Raw genomic sequence first — 17,962 nt, 5'->3', positions numbered from 1 at the left:
CTGGACAGCCACGGGCAACCGGTGCCGTTAGGCGGTGTGGGGGAAATCTATATCGGTGGGGTAGGGGTCGCACGGGGGTATCTGAACCCGCCAATTTTAAGTGAAGAACGCTTTATTCCTGACCCCTTTAGCCCCGTATCGGGTGCCCGGATGTACCGGACCGGGGATATGGCCCGTTACCTGCCGAACGGTAGTCTGGAGTTCCTGGGCCGTAACGACCAGCAGGTGAAAATTCGCGGTTTCCGTATTGAACCGGGAGAAATTGAAATCCGCTTGCTGGAATACCCGGTGGTGCAGGAAGCGGTTGTGCTGGCACGGGATGACGGGCAGGGTAAACGGCTGGTGGCCTATATCGTGGCGGAAACGGGGGGAGCGGAAGCCGATGAAACACTGGTTAACGACTTGCGTACCCATCTGATCGCTGTTTTGCCGGATTATATGGTACCGGCGGCCTTTGTGCGTCTGGACAGCTTCCCGCAGACCCCGAATGGCAAACTGGATCGCCGGGCACTACCGGCCCCGGATGGAGAGGCCTTTGTTCGGCAGATCTATGAAGCCCCACAGGGGAAAATGGAAATCGCATTGGCGGCGATCTGGCGGGAAATCTTAGGCGTCGAGCAAATCAGTCGGCATGATAATTTCTTTACACTGGGAGGCCATTCATTGCTGGCGATGCAAGTAATGAACCGAATAGCGGCTTTAGGGATGGAATTGCCACTGAGTGAATTGTTTAGCTCCCCTTCTTTGGCGGCACTGGCTGAAAAATTCCAGATTCGGTCTGATCAACAAAGCACATTGCCTCCTATCCTGCCTGTCTCCCGTGAGGGGGGATTGCCACTGTCATTCGTTCAAGAGCGCATGTGGCTTCTGACGCAATTTAAAGGTGCCAGTGAACACTATAATATGCCGCTCGTGTTACATTTGCGTGGACAACTGGATATTGCAGCCTGGCAGCAGGCACTGGATGTGTTATTTGCTCGTCATGAAGCCCTGCGCTCGGTCTTTGTTTCTGTTGACGGTCAGCCTCAGGTTCGCCTGCTGGCGGCAGATCGTGGGCTGCCGTTGGTTCATCATGACCTGCGTGGGTGCCAGGATGCCGAAACAGAGTTAAAACGACTGCGTACTGAGGAGGTGTATGCGCCATTCGATTTCAGCCAGGGGCCGCTTGTTCGGACGAGGCTTATCCAGTTGGCGGATGACGACTATCAGTTTTTGCTGACACAGCACCATATTATTTCCGATGGTTGGTCAGTGAAGGTACTAATAGATGAACTGAACTCGCTCTATACGGCTTTTCTGGCCGGGCAACCGAATCCTTTACCCGTGCTGGCGATCCAGTACCCTGATTATGCAGTCTGGCAGCGGCAGTGGTTTTCTTCCGAATATATGCAGAAGCAAGTTGACTATTGGCGCACGGCGTTGGCTGATGCACCGACTCTGCTGAATTTACCGACAGATCGGCCACGCCCATCGGAGCAGTCGTTTGCCGGTCAGGTTTTACCCATCAATTTGAATGTGGAATTAATAACCGCCTTGAAGCGTCTGAGTGTACAGCACAATGTCACGTTATTTATGACATTATTGTCCGCCTGGACGGTGGTCTTATCGCGTTTGTCCGGTCAGGAGGATATTATTGTTGGAACCCACAGTTCTGGCCGTAGTCGTCAGGAAGTGGAGCCATTAATTGGATTCTTCGTGAATACACTGGCGTTACGCACAAGAGTTTCGGGTGAGTTGACGGTAGCGGAGTTGCTGGCACAAGTGCGGCAAACCACGCTAGCGGCACAGGCGCATCAGGATTTGCCGTTTGAACAGATGATGGAAATTGTACAACCGTCACGCCAGCTAGACCATATACCGTTGTGTCAGGTCGTATTTGCCTGGCAGGATTATGAAGATTCTGACTGGACATTGCCGGGGCTGACAGCGTCATCAATTGCTCATGATTTAAATATTACCAACTATGATCTCGAAATAGAGTTTTTTGAAGAGAATGGCATAGTTGCCGGAGCGGTAAGTTATGCCACCGCTCTGTTTGACCAATCGACCATAGAACGGCACATTGACTATTTGCTCACTGTACTGCAAATCATGGTGGATAATCCCCAACAGCGGATCAGGGAAATTGTTGTTTCTCTGTAAATTAGGGCTAACTCCCGCCAGATCAGGCGGGAGTTGATAGGAGAGATGTATTACTCTGTTTTATCCACATATTCGCACAGATCTTCAATAATACAAGATCCACAGCGTGGTTTACGGGCAATACAGGTATAACGACCGTGTAAAATTAACCAATGGTGGCAATCTACTTTGAATTCATCAGGTACAACTTGCAATAGCTTCTTTTCGACTTCATCAACATTTTTTCCCGGAGCAAATTGAGTCCGATTGCTGACACGGAAAATATGGGTATCGACAGCTATCGTCGGCCAGCCAAAGGCAGTGTTCAAAACAACATTGGCTGTTTTACGACCGACGCCCGGTAATGCTTCAAGCGCTACGCGATCTTCCGGTACTTCGCCTTGATGCTTTTCCAACAAGAGCCGGCAGGTTTTAATCACGTTCTCGGCTTTAGTGTTATATAACCCGATAGTCTTTATATACTCTTTTAAGCCATCGACGCCCAAATTAAGGATGGCTTGTGGCGTATTGGCAACCGGATAAAGTCTTGCCGTTGCCTTATTGACGCTGACGTCTGTTGCTTGTGCTGACAGCAATACCGAAATCAGCAGTTCAAATGGTGAATTGAAAACCAATTCAGTCGTTGGATTAGGGTTGTTATCCCGTAAGCGGGTTAAAATTTCGACCCGTTTTTGTTTATTCATACCTGATTACGCCTTTATCCTCTTGTGATATGGCTGCCGCAGCCTTTTGCTATGTTGTCATAGCGACGTGTTTTAGTATCTGTACGGCTTTTAATTCGCTCATCAATGATATATTTCCCGGCCAGCATCAAACCTAATCCAATAAATGCACCTGGTGGTAAAATGGCTAGCAGGAATGGGGAATCCATATGCACAATTTCAATACGTAATGATTTGGCCCAACTCCCTAATAATAGATCAGCACCGTCGAAAAGTGTGCCATTACCCAAAATTTCACGCATGGCGCCAAGCACAAATAGGGTAAATGTTGCACCAAGACCCATTGCAATCCCATCAAGCGCTGAGTGATAGATGGCGTTTTTTGACGCGTAGGCTTCCGCACGTCCGATAACAATACAGTTAGTCACAATTAGCGGGATAAAAATCCCCAATGATTCATATAATCCGAATGCAAAGGCATTGATTAACATCTGAACGGCACTGACAACAGATGCAATAATCATCACATAAATAGGAATACGGATTTCGTGAGGAACCCAACGGCGTAAAGCGGATACGGCGATGTTGGTGCTCAACAGAACCAGTGTTGTTGCCAATCCCAGTCCCAGTGCATTAGTGGCAGTAGAAGAGACTGCTAAAAGGGGACAAAGCCCCAAGAGCTGTACTAATGCGGAGTTGTTTTTCCATAACCCCTGAAGAAATAGATTTTTGGTTTCACTCATTTATTTTGTTCCACATGTGGATAATGAAGAAAGTTGTGCCGGCATGGTTTCCATATAGAGAGCTGTCCGTTTCACTGCATTGACAACAGCACGAGGAGTGATGGTTGCTCCCGTGAACTGGTCAAATTCCCCGCCATCTTTTTTAACTGCCCAATGAGGATCATTATTGGAAGTGATTTTCTTGCCAGAAAAAGCAGAGATCCAATCGGATATGCGGGTATCAATTTTATCCCCTAACCCCGGAGTTTCATGATGTTCGGTAACACGCACACCGAGTACCTTGCCAGAAAAATCTGCCCCGACCAGTAGTTGGATAGCCCCTGAATAGCCATCAGGTGCAGTGCTTTCTATTGCAGCAGCAACCGGAGTTCCATTTTTACGTGCCAGATAGAGACGATGGGGTTGTTGATTACCTAAAGCATCTGCTGTTACCAGATAACATTCATTTAGCATGTTGTTATCATACAGCGCAGGAGGAACAACCTGATCTAATAATACCTTATGCTGTAACGCTGCTTGTTCTGCAATCCGGTCTTTTGTCAATGAATAAACAATTGCCGTTAACCCAGTGGTACAAGCAGCAAAAATTGCTAAGGTAATACCATGACGTCGCATAGTTTCTAACATGATAACGCCCTTATTTATGGCCGTAAGCACGAGGTTGTGTGTAGTTATCGATAAGTGGTACGCAGATATTTGCCAATAAAACAGCGAAAGCCACGGCATCCGGATAGCCACCATAGACACGAATAATCCAAATCAGCAAACCAATTATGGCTCCGTAAATCAGACGACCTTTCGGTGTCGTTGATGCGCTGACAGGATCTGTCGCAATAAAAAATGCACCTAACATGGTTGCGCCGGAAAAGATTTGCAATAAAGGAGGTGAATAACGGCTCGGATCGATAAGCCAACTGAGCAAAGCACAACTTCCCAGGACAAGGATAAATGCGGTCGGGATTTGCCAGCCAATCACTTTGCGATTCAGCATGATTAATCCACCAATCAAGTAAGCTACATTGACCCACTGCCAGCCAATTCCGGCCAGAGTACCTTGCAGTATCGGTTGCTGTAACACTTCATTAACGTCGTGGGTCAGTCTGCCGGTTTTGAAGCTATCCAGTGGCGTAGCCTGGCTTAGCCCATCAATTCCTTGTTGAAGTTGTACCAGAGTCGAACCATCAGGTGTATGTCCTGTAAAGATCACCATCAGGCAATCCCATGGAGTCAAAGTCACGGCTTGTAAGGAGGCTGGTGGCATCCAGCTTGTCATTTGTACAGGAAATGAGATAAGTAAGACAACATAACCTACCATAGCTGGATTAAATGGATTTTGTCCAAGTCCGCCATAAAGATGTTTAGCAATAATGATGGAAAAGAAAGTACCGAGTATGATAAGCCACCACGGTGCCAATGGTGGCAGACTAATACCGAGTAGTAATCCGGTCACTAATGCCGAATTATCTTTAAGGTAGGGAATGACCCGTTGTTTCTTTAGTGCAATAGCTACAGATTCAGCCATCAATGCGGTAATGATTGCCAACAGGATTTGGATCAGAGTTCCATAGCCAAAGAAACAGGTTTGCACTGCGATACCCGGTATAGCAGCTAAAGCCACCCATAACATAATCTGGCTGGTATTTTTCTTACTGTGTGTAAAAGGCGAACTGGCGACTTTTAACAGGTTATTGTCAGTTTTGACTGGCCTAAATTTCATCGATAAATGTCACTATTCTGTTAGAGTTTCTTGTTTTTCCTGGGCGGCTTTCTTCGCTTTTGCCCGGGCAATGGCGGCTGCGACCGCGGCTTTGCGAGGATCTTGTTTTTCATCCACACTATTTTGTTGTGAAATTTCTTGTGACGTTGTCACTTCTTGGTTTTGTTGTGTGGCCTTTTTCGCTTTTGCTCTGGCGATAGCTGCGGTAAGAGCAGCTTTACGAGGATCATCACTTTCAGCGGATGTTATTGTTGCTGTGGTTTGAGTATTCGATACCTGTTTTTCTGCCTGACGAGCACGTAATTGCTCTTTTCTGGCTTTGCGTGCTGCAATGGCTGCTGCATTATCAGGTAATTGTCCGGCTTGTACGGTGATTGTCTCTCCAGCGTTGGACTGTTTTTCTTTCACGCGAGCGAGAGCCGCCTGTACAGCACTTTTATCCTGATTATCTATTTGAACCGCAGCTTTTTTATGGCGCTCTTCGCGAGCCAGTTTTTCGCGTTCCATACGTGCTTGTTTAGCTTCAAACCGGAGCTTGGCTTCAGATGATCGGCGAGCTTCAGCATCAATAGTGCGTATTTCGGCTTTTTCCTGCCGATAGTACTGAACAAGAGGAATATTGCTGGGGCATACATAAGCACAAGCACCACACTCAATGCAGTCAAATAAGTTGTGGTTCTTGGCTTTTTCATGTTCTTGACCACGGCTGAACCAGTAAAGTTGCTGAGGTAATAATCTGGCCGGACAGGCTTCAACACATAACCCACAACGGATACAGGCTTCTTCAACCGCTTTCGGCTCCATTTCATGGCTAGAAGGAGCAAGTATGCAGTTGCTGATCTTGACGATAGGCACATTCAGATCAGGTAAGGTAAAGCCCATTAATGGCCCACCCATAATGACCATTTGCTCTGGCTGAGGTTTAAATTTGGCTTGTTGTAACAGAAATTGAACAGGTGTACCTAAACGAGTCCAGAAATTACCGGGTGAGTTGATAGCTTCTCCTGTCAGAGTGACAACGCGTTCGATTAAGGGTTCTCCGTCAATAATAGCGCGTTTGATGGCCATCACTGTCCCGACATTTTGCATAAGAATACCAATTCCGGAAGAACGTCCGCCAGAAGGGACTTCTTTGCCCGTCAGGATCTTGGTGAGCTGTTTTGCACCGCCAGATGGGTATTTTGTTGGAATAACACGCACAACAATTGATTTATCGTTTTTCAGAACACTTTTCAGGGCATCAATTGCTTCGGGTTTGTTATCCTCAATCCCGATCAAAACCTGTTTCGGATTGAGTAAATGTATCAAAATGCGTATGCCTTCGATAATTTCACTGGCATGTTCCTGCATCAAGCGATCATCAGCTGTGATATAAGGCTCACATTCTGCTGCGTTGATGATCAAGATATTGATATGACTTCCACCACCTTTTAATTTTGCGGCTGTTGGAAATCCTGCACCACCAAGACCAGCAATACCGGCTTCATGAATGCGTTGCAGCAAAATACCAGCATCAAGGGAGGTGTAATCCGCGGTTTGGATGCGTTCACACCATTGATCTTCTCCATCTGGACGCAAGCGGACACAGAGCTCTTTCAAACCAGAAGGATGGGCTGTAACACAGGGTTCAATCGCGGTGACAGTACCAGAAGTGGATGCATGAACGGGTACAGTTCTACCAATCCCTATTGTCAGCGGTTGGCCTTTAAGTACTTTGTCCCCGGCTTTAACCAGTAATTCTCCCTCCGGGCCGATGTGTTGTTGTAAAGGAATAATCAATTCTTCTGGTAACGGAGCACAGCGTAATGGTGTACGACTGGATTGTAGCTTCATCTCTGGTGGATGAATACCGCCATCAAAATCCCATATTTTGTTTTTGTTAAGCAAATTGAATAGATTAAACATTGGCTTTAACCTCAACAGGCTTAGCAGAAGATATAAACATAGGTTCTGGCTCAACTGGAATATTTTTAACCGGAATGGAGTTTAAATCCCATTTCCAGTTTGATGTTGTGGTTGCAACGGGGATCATCGTAATGCAGTCGGTCGGGCAAGGTGCGATACATAAGTCACAGCCCGTGCAGAGATCTTCAACTACAGTGTGCATTGCGCGATTTGCGCCGATAATGGCATCAACAGGACATGCCTGAATGCACTTTGTACAACCTATGCAATTTTCTTCATCAATAAAGGCAACTTTCCTAACCGGGTTTTGTATGCTTTCATCGCCATCCAATGGTTGTGGGTCAACCCCCAGTAATTCTGACATCTTGAGCATCACTTGCTCGCCGCCTGGGGCACATTTGTTGATCATCTCTCCATTGTTGGCAACAGCTTCTGCATAAGGACGGCAACCCGGATAACCACATTGCCCGCATTGGCTCTGTGGCAGCAAATTATCGACTTTTTCAACAATCGGATCTTCTTCCACTTTAAAACGGCGAGCGGCAAAACCCAGAATTAACCCAAAGATTAATCCGAGTACGCTTAATACGCTGATAGCAATCCATAAAGATATCATTAGAATTTCACCAAACCACTAAAGCCCATAAATGCAAGGGACATTAACCCGGCAGTAATAAGCCCTATCGATGAACCGCGAAAAGGGGCTGGAATATTGGCAACCGCTAAACGTTCACGAATTGCGGCAAATAACACCATGACAAGGGAAAATCCAGCGGCGGCCCCGAAACCGTATATGGCAGACTGTAAAAAATTATGTGACTGGTTGACGTTCAGTAAAGCCACACCGAGCACAGCACAGTTTGTTGTTATCAATGGCAGAAAAATGCCTAATAAGCGATAGAGTGCAGGGCTGGTTTTGCGAACTGCCAATTCGGTGAATTGGACGACAACGGCAATCACAAGAATAAAACTTAAGGTACGTAAATAAACTAGATCCAGCGGAACAAGAATGAAAGTATTTACCAGCCATGAACTGATAGAAGCGAGGGTCAGGACAAAAGTAGTTGCCATCCCCATGCCAATGGCTGTTTCGAGTTTCTTGGATACTCCCATAAATGGACATAAGCCTAAAAACTTCACCAAAACGAAGTTATTGACCAAGACCGTGCCAATAAATAACAGAAGGTATTCAGTCATTGCTATACCTGAAAATAAGAGATGTGATGAAAACAATATACTGTTTGTAGTCGTGAAAATGACAGAAACTCCCCCCGCCTTGCGGTGAGGCAAGTGGGGGCAATGATAACAATCAATTTTAGGCGATGTTATCGATCTTGTGTGAAAGTCATTTTAACCCGATAAGAGCGCTTGATATAAGGAACAAAAACAGCAGCAGCTAATAGGGGCCAAAGTAGGGAGCGAATAGCTATTTCGTCAGGAATAGGAGAAAAAGCAAATGCTTTAATGGCAATAAGAACAGAAAGTGTCAACCAGATAATAAAAATATGCGGGAATCGTTTTGAACGAATAAAAAGCAACTTTAATACCCAAAACGTAAAACACCACATAATAGCCGTGGTTAATACGGAGATATACCACAGAATGGTGAAATTACCTCCTGCCTGGTGAATTACAGTGCCTTGTTGGAAAAAAGTTATAGCATATAACACTAACATCGAGCTGGCGGCAATAAGTGTCATGATTAAATAAGCGGCAGGAGCCAATAACCAACCGTTTATACGGTAATAATCATTGGATTGATACATAAAAAATATTCTCTCCATGATGGGTATTCAGATACCAAAAGATAGTAACACAGGAATTAAGATTATTTGCTAATGAATAAGAGCTGGTGGTATTTTCTGATGCCTTGTTATAACAGTTTTACAAATGTTGAGAGGCAGTTATGAATAATTCTCTGAAAGTTGGCTTAGTTGGATATGGTTATGCCAGTAAGACATTTCATGCACCATTGATTGCAGAGACACCAAGTGTTGAATTAGTTGCTGTTTCCAGTAGTGATATAGAAAAAGTTAAAAAAGATTGGCCAACCATTAATGTTGTCTCTTCACCAGAAACGTTATTCAATGATCCGGATATTGACCTCATTGTTATCCCGACTCCCAACGATACCCACTACCCATTAGCGCAAAAAGCATTGTTTGCTGGTAAACATGTTGTGGTTGATAAACCTTTTACGGTTACGGTGGAAGAGGCAGAGGCACTTAAGAAGCAGGCGGAAGAGGCTAACTTATTGTTGTCTGTTTTCCATAATCGACGTTGGGATGCAGGTTTTTTGACGGTTCAATCGCTGATTAAAAAAAATGTATTGGGAGAATTAAAGTATTATGAATCCCGTTTTGATCGCTATCGTCCGGCTGTTCGTCAACGCTGGAGAGAAGCCGCAGGAGCGGGTAGTGGGATCTGGTATGACTTGGGCCCTCATTTATTGGATCAAGCTGTCCAGCTTTTTGGTAAACCTCAGACCATTACAACAGACCTGGGTATGATGCGCCCAAATGCTGAAACACCAGATTATTTTCATGCACAACTCAAGTACCCAGAGTTAAAAGTGATATTACATGCATCAATGCTTGTCGCCGCGGAATCTCCCGTTTATACCCTGCATGGAATGGCGGGCAGTTACGTGAAATATGGTTTAGATACGCAGGAAGAGCATTTGAAAGCAGGCGAAAAGCCATCACAAGAAGGTTGGGGACATGATGCGCGCGATGGATATGTGACGTTGTCACAAAATAATGACTTGATTACGCAAGCTATTCCTAATTTACCGGGTAACTATAGTGCTTATTATGCCGCTATCCGTGATGCTATCCTGACGGGAAAACCTAACCCTGTGACCGCAGATGAAGCTATCTTGATTATGAAGTTGATTGAGGCCGGTGAAAAATCAGCGAAAGAGCAACGTACTGTGGTTATTGATTAACCTTAAAGTAAGAGGAACAACATTGATGAGCTGGTGGCAAAAGTTAAAAATCGATCCTTTTCTGTTAACACTGATTACCGTAGTAATCATTGCGTCATTCTTTCCCTGTGAAGGTGAGGTAAAAACGTGGTTTCAACATTTGACTACAGCAGCCATTGCACTGTTGTTTTTTATGCATGGAGCCAAACTTTCACGTGATGCGATTGTGGCAGGAATAGGGCATTGGCGCCTGCATTTAGTTATTTTTCTTAGTACTTTTGTTTTATTCCCTATGTTAGGTATGGGATTATATGTCATTGTACCAGAGTGGATGTCGCCAACGGTCTATATGGGATTTCTGTATCTTTGTGCTTTACCAGCCACTGTGCAATCAGCGATTGCTTTTACTTCTGTTGCCAGAGGGAATGTCGCCGCCGCGATATGCAGTGCTTCAGCGTCCAGCCTGTTGGGCGTCTTTCTTTCTCCATTGCTTGTTGGTTTTCTAATCCAGCTTCATGGCGGTGCTGGTGACAGTAGTGTTAGCAGTACTGGTAATAGTGCGGTTCATCCTGACACATGGAAAGCGATAAAAGATATTATCCTGCAATTAATGGTACCTTTTATTATTGGTCATTTGTCACGCCCATTGATTGCCAATTGGGTAGAACGGCATAAAAAGTTGGTCAATATGACGGATCGTTCATCTATTTTGCTGGTGGTGTACGTTGCATTCAGCGAAGCAGTTGTAGAAGGCATTTGGCATAAAATTGATGCTTATTCACTGGTTATGATTGGTATTGTCTGTTGTGTTTTGCTGGCAGTAGTATTAACCATTAATGTATATAGTGCACGCTTATTCGGATTCAGCAAAGAAGATGAAATTACCATCGTTTTTTGTGGTTCTAAGAAAAGCCTCGCCAATGGCGTGCCGATGGCGAATGTTTTATTTCCGGCTGCAATGGTTGGTATTATGTTGTTGCCGTTAATGATTTTCCATCAAATCCAATTGATGGTTTGTGCGGTACTTGCAAATCGATATGCTGCCCGCTCAAAAAAGGCAGAGTAATCTCTGCCTTTAAAAGTAACAGTTGTTAGCGGTTTGCTACTTTGGCTCTTAGTGCTTGTTTCTCTGTTTCACTCAGGAATGCTGTTTCCAACCCATTGCTCTGTGCCTGTCTGATCTGTTCTGGAGACAATCCAGCGGCGGGTGCAGCTACATTATACTCATTGCGAATTTCAATTCCTTCAACGGCCGGGTCATCGGTATTGATTGAAGCCAGAATGCCATGCTCAAGGAATTTTTTCAGCGGGTGAGCTGATAAGGCGCTGACGGTACTGGTTTGCAGGTTTGATGTCAGGCAGGATTCAATACCAATACGGTTTTCCGCCAGATAATCCATTAGCGCAGGATCGGTGATAGCCTTAACACCGTGGCCGATCCGGGTTGCTCCCAACTCACGGATCGCGTGCCAGATGCTTTCTGCGCCTGCTGCTTCTCCTGCGTGTACACTGATGTTCCAACCCGCATCACGTGCCTGAATAAAATGTTGTTCAAATAGATGTCCGGGGAAACCAAGTTCATCACCCGCCAAATCCATCGCAGTGATATGTTGTTTATGGGCAAGTAAGCCTGTTAATTCTTGAGAGCAGGCTCTTACTCCGAATGTTCTGCTCAGAATACCAATCAGACGAATCTGGATATCGTGTTGTTTGCTGGCGGAATGGATGCCATCAATGACAGCTTCTACGACACCTTCAACCGGAAGCTGGTGTTTCATTGCCATGTAATAAGGTGAAAAACGGAGTTCAGCATAATCCAGTCCGGCATTGACTGCATCTTCTACGTTTTCTACCGCAACCCGACGGCAAGCATCCAAATCAGCCAGTACAGCAACACCCCAATCAAGTTTTTGCAGAAAGCTAATAAGATTTGGCTCATTTTCAATGATCTGGACATGGGGACGCAGAGTTTCCAGTTCATATGCAGGGAGTACGATATTATGTTGACGGCCAAGATCCAGAATGGTTCCAGGGCGAATGTTACCGTCAAGATGACGGTGTAAGTCAGTGAGCGGAAGCCGTGTATCAATCATTTTTTTATCCTTCTTATCAGAAAAATATACAAAAAAGCCAGTCAATGCATTGACTGGCAATGAAAGCACTATCTATCGATTTTTTACGATGTTTTTACTGCGTCGGTCTTTTTAACCCTCAGCGTGTACTTTCTTGTAGGGAACCCTAATCGGATTCTGTTTGCTGTAACGACTATTATTCAGCAGCAGCAGGGAGTTCAGCCTCACTATCATGCTGATTTGATTCACCAGCATCATCATAGGAGTCGATGAGGTGATTATCAAGCAGGAATTGATGTAAGCTGGATTCCTTACCATTTAATTTCACTTTGCCGTTGACGTAGTGGAGATTAAGGTCAATGGCGTCATCGGTGTTAGTCACTATGTTAAGTGCAGCACCTTGAGCAGCTATAAATTGAACCTGCATGTTAGCGGTTTTTTCAGCTTTGTTCTTATCTTCACCTAAATATTCGCCTGATTTGGAGATTTGTTCAATCAGCATGGGCTTAGACAATTTGACATTAAGTGACAATTCCTGAAGCAGGGTACGGAGCTGTTCTTCTGTTCCCATTTGAACAATTTTATTCAGATCTTCAGGTATGTTTTGCAGTGCAATCTTAAAATCTAATGTGCTTTCACCTTTACTGTTTTTCCAGCTAAATGGAGCGATACTGAAGTGTGGATTGTTTTTCAGCAATATTGGCAAATGACTGAAAAGATCAGCGGCCATATCTTGAGATGATTTCTCTAATTCTTTGTTATAAAACGATTTTGCTATAATATCATTGTAGGTTTGCGAAAATTTATGAACGGCTTGACCATCCAAATTATCTGCGTTAAACACTAGTTTACCTGAACCGAAATCCAGATTGCCCATTTTGAATCCACCGATTTCATAAGCAACGCCAGTATTCACGTTTTCCTTGTTTTCACTCGTTTTGATAGAGATTTTTAAATTCGTGAGAAGGAAATCATCCTTATCACTGGAACTTTTCGAGGTTATTTCGCCGATAACATAGTTTTGATCGCCCAGATAGAGATCGAATTTACCTTTTTTGTTGTCATCAGCGTTAAAATTAATACCCTTGAGAGTAATAACTCTTTTTTCTGCTGGTATATCTACAGTCAGTTCATCACTTTTGATATTGAAAGCGATCTCATTTAAATCACGACTGATATCTGTGTTGATTTTGGCTCCGGAAAAAGTGATCTTGGTTCCGTCTTTATCCGTATGTTCGACTGGCACAATCTCAATATTGGAAGATAAGTTGCCACCATAACTCACACTAGCATCAATGTTAAACAGAGACTTACCATTAGTAATTTCAAACAGTTTTTTTAGCTGATCATTCTGTTCAATTTCTGAATGGGTAGAAGCCATTTTAGGGACGAAATTGAATTTTTTCAGGGCGGAAGTTGGGAATGGGCCATGATCGATATGAGATTTGAAGATAATTTCTTCATTATTTGCCTTCACATCCGCATTTTTTGCGTCATCTTTTACGCTCAGGACAAAACGGACATCAGAGCTGAAAATACCACGTTGGAAATCTCTTACCTGCACTTCAAGCTTACTATTGGGGAATGCATCTGTAAGTTCTGTGTTCATCTTCTGGGCTGTTTTATCCATGTAAGCTTCAATTTTCTTCCCTGTGTACCAGGATGCACCTGTCCACGCTGCACCTAAAGCAACAATTACACCTACAGCCACTAACGATTTTTTCATGTGGAAATTCCATCCTTATTTTGCGCATATATCATCATTGGTATATGCGATATGTCTTTGAGTAAAAATAGTTGTTAATTGTATAGGTTAACTAAAGAACTTTTAATCGCTTTTCAATAAAAGTGTGATTAACAACCAATGAATAACATTATAACTCTATGAATTTAATCTATTTATTTGATACCTTGGCAATTTTACCATTGCCATGAACCGTCACGTTTTTCTCTATAGCAGATAAGAAGACTGATTCACCTGAGACTATTCTCAATTCTTGTTCACCAGAATGTATAATCACCTGACCATCACAGCAAAATAAGACTGATGCAGAATCATTCTTTAACGCGATCGGTTGTTCTGAAACAGCATAAATAGAAAAATGAAAATCGTTGACAGGAACAGGGTAATTTAGAGTGTCTTTTTCCTGAATTGGGATAGTTAACAACATATCGGCTGATTTAGAGTTAAAATCCAGATTAGCCATCAATTCAGGGACATCCATATGTTTACTGGTTAAACCAGCCCGCAGAACGTTATCTGAATTAGCCATAACTTCTAATGCAACGCCTTCAAGGTAAGCGTGAGGAGTGCGAGCATAGAGAAACATTGCCTGTCCTGGTTGCAGTTCAACGATATTGAGCAGAAGAGGGGTAAATAGGCCATTATCATCAGGATAGAACACAGTCATCTTTCTGATGGTATCCCAGGGCTCTCTCCGGCGGCTATTTAATGCTGATTTTAATACTGCGATGGCTAAACTTTTTTGCTTGCCCTGCATGGTCAGTAACTGAGAAAAAAGAAATGATAAATTTTGCTCAGTGGGGTTCTGCATAAATGTTTGAATATCGGGATGTGCGCCAGAAACATCACTAAGAAGCGCAGCAATTTCTGGTAAAGGCCGGAAAGCATTCATTGCTCTGAATGGCGTTAGCGCATACACCAGTTCTGGCTTATGGTTATCATCTTTGTAATTGCGTTGTGGTGAATCTAAAGGAATACCCGCTGCATTTTCCTTAGTAAACCCTTTTTCTGCCGAAGGCTTATCAGGATGTACCTGAATAGACAGAGGTTGAGCGGCGCATAACACTTTAAACAAAAATGGCAAACGCTGGAACTGATCCGCTACTTTTTTACCCAGATGCCTTTCCGGATCTTGAGCAATAAGCTGATTTAAGGCAATAGGTTCTCCTGTTTCAGGATCAGTAACCAGAGAACTGCATTTCGGATGTGCTCCCATCCATAATTCTGCCATTGGCTGATTGTCCGGATTTTCGATGCCATAAATATTTGTCAGGGCGGTTTTACTTCCCCAATCATAATGTTGGATCTGGTTGGTCATTTTCAGCATGGCTGGATTTCCTATAATAAAAAATAAACTTATTTATATAACAACAATACAATAAACACGATTAGGTCGCATTATCGATAATAAATTTATGGCATTATAAAGAAATGCCGACTAATTTATCTGCAAAGTTTGATCCGGCGTATTCAATTATTCTGTGTGCTAAGGAGATAGTAATGGCAGCCACTCGCATTGAAAAAGACTCAATGGGGCCAATTGAAGTACCTGCTGACCAATTATGGGGAGCGCAGACTCAACGTTCACTGGAACATTTCCGCATTTCTCAGGAGAAAATGCCGGTTGCGTTGATCCATGCTCTTGCATTGACTAAACAGGCTGCGGCCAGTGTCAATATGGATCTGGGCCTCTTACCGAAGGAGCGTGGTGAGGCAATTATTGCTGCGGCGAAAGAGGTGTTAGAAGGCAAACACTCAACAGAATTCCCTCTTGCTATCTGGCAGACGGGGTCGGGCACTCAAAGCAATATGAATATGAATGAAGTGCTGGCGAACCGTGGTAGTGAGATCCTTGGCGGTCAAAGAGGTAATGAACGTCTGGTCCATCCTAATGATGATGTTAACAAGAGTCAAAGTTCGAATGACGTGTTTCCAACAGCAATGCACGTTGCAGCCGTTATCGCCTTGAGTGAGCATCTACTGCCTGAGCTGAAGGTACTGCAAAAAACACTGGCAGATAAAGCAGAAGCATTTAAAGACATCGTAAAAATTGGTCGTACTCACCTGCAAGATGCGACCCCGCTGACTTTAGGTCAAGAAATTTCAGGTTGGGCCGCAATGTTGGCTCATAATCTGAAGCATATTGAAGATAGCATTCCTCATGTATGTGAATTAGCGTTAGGTGGAACAGCCGTTGGAACGGGCTTGAATACCCATCCTGAATATGCAGTTCGTGTTGCGAAAAAAATCGCTGAATTATCCGGGCAACCTTTTGTAACTTCACCAAATAAATTTGAAGCACTGGGTACTTGTGATGCACTGGTTCATTCCCATGGCGCATTGAAAGGTCTGGCTGCATCATTGATGAAGATTGCTAATGATGTTCGCTGGCTGGCTTCTGGTCCTCGTTGTGGAATCGGTGAAATCTCCATTCCTGAAAATGAGCCGGGCAGCTCTATTATGCCAGGTAAGGTTAATCCGACTCAGTGTGAAGCTATGACTATGCTATGTGCGCAAGTCATGGGTAACGACGTAGCTATTAACATTGGTGGCGCGTCCGGTAATTTTGAGCTGAATGTCTTTCGCCCGATGGTTATTCATAATTTCTTGCAGTCTGTTCGTTTGCTGGCGGACGGTATGCGTAGTTTTAATGAACATTGTGCTATCGGTATTGAGCCTAATCGTGACCGTATTACTCAATTGTTGAATGAATCTCTGATGCTGGTAACTGCGCTGAATACCCATATCGGTTATGACAAAGCGGCAGAAATCGCTAAGAAAGCACATAAAGAAGGTCTGACTCTAAAACAGTCAGCAATGCAGTTGGGTTATCTGACCGAAGCTGAATTTGATGCTTGGGTGCGTCCGGAAGATATGGTTGGCAGTATGAAATAATTCTTGCTAATTTTGGTATTGGCTGATGTAGAACCGGAGGGTAAATCCTCCGGTTTTTCTATCTATATATTATTTCCATATTATTGTACGCCTTAAATTTCCCGATAAAGGTGTAAACGCGGTATCACGAGCTCAAGTGGTTTTGCTTTAGGTTTATGGCGGTATTTAATTGCATTGGCATTATAGTTCGATAACGTACCTACTTTGGGTTTGATTTCGCTATCTTCAGTATAAAAAGCGATGATTGGCAGAGGGCAGGCATATTGAACCTGTTTTTGTATTTCTGAATACCAAACGCGAGCTATGGGTTGTACTTTTACTGGTCGTTTAATTTTCAAAACTACATCATCAGGTAGCTTTTTGATATCTGTGATTTCTAGTGCAACCAATGCAGCCCATTGATCGCTGGAGTAGGGGGGAACTGTTTTACCGGCATTATAACTTTTTTCCAACCGTTCAAGAACTTGTTGTTTGGTCACTTTATTAATGATGTTCTTATTGGCCCAGCCAAAATTGATGGTATCTGGGTTTACGAGGGGAGTTATCGTGCGATAGGCATTTAAGGTAATTAAACCACGTAAATGATCGTGGACAAATTCAAATCGTTGTTCTTTGCTGACGCCTGATTCTTTAGTTACGATGTTTTCCAGCTCGGCTTTGAGTTGATTAACTTCCTCTATAACATTCATTGCGGTTTTATATTGCTGGTGGCTTACAGAAAAACATAGCGCACCTGGCAATCGGCTTGCCGCCTTGCTGCTGATATTAGGGTGGTTATGGTGTATGAATAGCTTCTGATAGAACCTCAAACTTAAGTTAATTGCTTCATTTCCTTGTAATGGATTAACATCAATCTCAGTAATTTGTTCATGTTCTTCGCCTTTTTCAATTTGTGGTAATTGAAATACCCTGGCATCAATAAGTGGATATTTCATCAATAACTCGATCAACTCAGCCAATTTTTCTTCCTGTTTTTTAAAACAGGATGTAAGTGATTCTATTGAAAGGTATTTATTCATATTCTATTACTCTGATTCGTAGACTAACGGTTTATCTCTTATATTTAGTTACAACATACTTTAAAACATAAATTAAAAACAACACAAATACCCAAAAAAAGAAGAAAATAAAGCTCAATAGGGTAAATTAAGAAAAT

General features: G+C 43.6%; 16 protein-coding genes. 4 read left to right on the top strand and 12 right to left on the bottom strand.

Features of this window, described 5'->3' with window-relative positions:
* Positions 1-2,142: condensation domain-containing protein (locus tag AAC147_RS08320; protein WP_156115334.1), on the top strand; the 2,142-nt coding region annotated here is incomplete at its 5' end.
* Positions 2,143-2,192: 50 nt separating this feature from the next.
* Here AAC147_RS08320 and nth read toward each other — a convergent pair.
* The 8 genes from nth to AAC147_RS08280 form a co-directional block, all read right to left on the bottom strand.
* Positions 2,193-2,825 (bottom strand): endonuclease III, encoded by a 633-nt coding sequence (gene nth, locus AAC147_RS08315; RefSeq protein ID WP_047680114.1) that lies wholly within the window; start codon positions 2,823-2,825, stop codon positions 2,193-2,195.
* Positions 2,826-2,839: 14 nt separating this feature from the next.
* On the bottom strand, positions 2,840-3,547 hold the full coding sequence (locus AAC147_RS08310; protein ID WP_047680112.1) for an electron transport complex subunit E: 708 nt from the start codon (positions 3,545-3,547) through the stop codon (positions 2,840-2,842).
* Positions 3,548-4,174 (bottom strand): electron transport complex subunit RsxG, encoded by a 627-nt coding sequence (gene rsxG / locus AAC147_RS08305; protein WP_047680110.1) that lies wholly within the window; start codon positions 4,172-4,174, stop codon positions 3,548-3,550.
* Between the two features lie 10 nt (positions 4,175-4,184).
* Complete coding sequence (gene rsxD, locus AAC147_RS08300) at positions 4,185-5,264, bottom strand: electron transport complex subunit RsxD (RefSeq protein WP_047680109.1); 1,080 nt, start codon at positions 5,262-5,264, stop codon at positions 4,185-4,187.
* Between the two features lie 12 nt (positions 5,265-5,276).
* Positions 5,277-7,169 carry an electron transport complex subunit RsxC gene (rsxC, locus tag AAC147_RS08295; RefSeq protein WP_047680107.1) on the bottom strand — a complete coding sequence of 631 codons (1,893 nt, stop codon included), beginning with the start codon at positions 7,167-7,169 and terminating at the stop codon, positions 5,277-5,279.
* Positions 7,162-7,785, bottom strand: coding sequence for an electron transport complex subunit RsxB (rsxB, locus tag AAC147_RS08290; protein WP_047680105.1), 624 nt, complete (start codon positions 7,783-7,785; stop codon positions 7,162-7,164). Before rsxB ends, rsxC begins: the two co-directional genes overlap by 8 nt.
* Positions 7,785-8,366, bottom strand: a complete 582-nt coding sequence (rsxA, locus tag AAC147_RS08285; protein WP_047680103.1) for an electron transport complex subunit RsxA — start codon at positions 8,364-8,366, stop codon at positions 7,785-7,787. The genes rsxB and rsxA overlap by 1 nt, the downstream gene beginning before the upstream one ends.
* 128 nt (positions 8,367-8,494) lie before the next feature.
* Complete coding sequence (locus AAC147_RS08280; protein ID WP_047680101.1) at positions 8,495-8,935, bottom strand: DUF2569 domain-containing protein; 441 nt, start codon at positions 8,933-8,935, stop codon at positions 8,495-8,497.
* Between the two features lie 140 nt (positions 8,936-9,075).
* Here AAC147_RS08280 and AAC147_RS08275 point away from each other — a divergent pair, with 140 nt between their 5' ends.
* Complete coding sequence (locus AAC147_RS08275) at positions 9,076-10,116, top strand: oxidoreductase (protein WP_047680099.1); 1,041 nt, start codon at positions 9,076-9,078, stop codon at positions 10,114-10,116.
* 25 nt (positions 10,117-10,141) lie between these two features.
* Positions 10,142-11,161 carry a bile acid:sodium symporter family protein gene (locus AAC147_RS08270; RefSeq protein WP_047680097.1) on the top strand — a complete coding sequence of 340 codons (1,020 nt, stop codon included), beginning with the start codon at positions 10,142-10,144 and terminating at the stop codon, positions 11,159-11,161.
* 25 nt (positions 11,162-11,186) lie between these two features.
* Here AAC147_RS08270 and add read toward each other — a convergent pair whose 3' ends face one another.
* From add to manA, 3 genes are all read right to left on the bottom strand, one after another.
* Positions 11,187-12,188 carry an adenosine deaminase gene (gene add, locus AAC147_RS08265; RefSeq protein WP_047680095.1) on the bottom strand — a complete coding sequence of 334 codons (1,002 nt, stop codon included), beginning with the start codon at positions 12,186-12,188 and terminating at the stop codon, positions 11,187-11,189.
* A gap of 175 nt (positions 12,189-12,363) precedes the next feature.
* Positions 12,364-13,893: a YdgA family protein gene (locus tag AAC147_RS08260; protein ID WP_047680093.1), complete on the bottom strand. Its 1,530-nt coding sequence runs from the start codon at positions 13,891-13,893 to the stop codon at positions 12,364-12,366.
* A 169-nt stretch (positions 13,894-14,062) separates the two neighbouring features.
* A complete protein-coding gene (gene manA, locus AAC147_RS08255; RefSeq protein WP_047680091.1) occupies positions 14,063-15,238 on the bottom strand; it encodes a mannose-6-phosphate isomerase in 1,176 nt (391 codons plus the stop codon).
* 173 nt (positions 15,239-15,411) lie between these two features.
* On the opposite strand from manA, the gene fumC reads away from it, so the two are divergent.
* A complete protein-coding gene (gene fumC / locus AAC147_RS08250) occupies positions 15,412-16,806 on the top strand; it encodes a class II fumarate hydratase (protein ID WP_047680089.1) in 1,395 nt (464 codons plus the stop codon).
* Between the two features lie 92 nt (positions 16,807-16,898).
* Here fumC and tus read toward each other — a convergent pair whose 3' ends face one another.
* Positions 16,899-17,825, bottom strand: a complete 927-nt coding sequence (tus, locus tag AAC147_RS08245; RefSeq protein ID WP_047680087.1) for a DNA replication terminus site-binding protein — start codon at positions 17,823-17,825, stop codon at positions 16,899-16,901.
* Positions 17,826-17,962 lie beyond the last annotated feature (137 nt).

This window comes from Xenorhabdus sp. NBAII XenSa04 (assembly GCF_963866145.1).
Classification (GTDB): Bacteria; Pseudomonadota; Gammaproteobacteria; order Enterobacterales; family Enterobacteriaceae; genus Xenorhabdus; species Xenorhabdus indica.
This window is presented reverse-complemented; position numbering and strand designations above follow the sequence as displayed.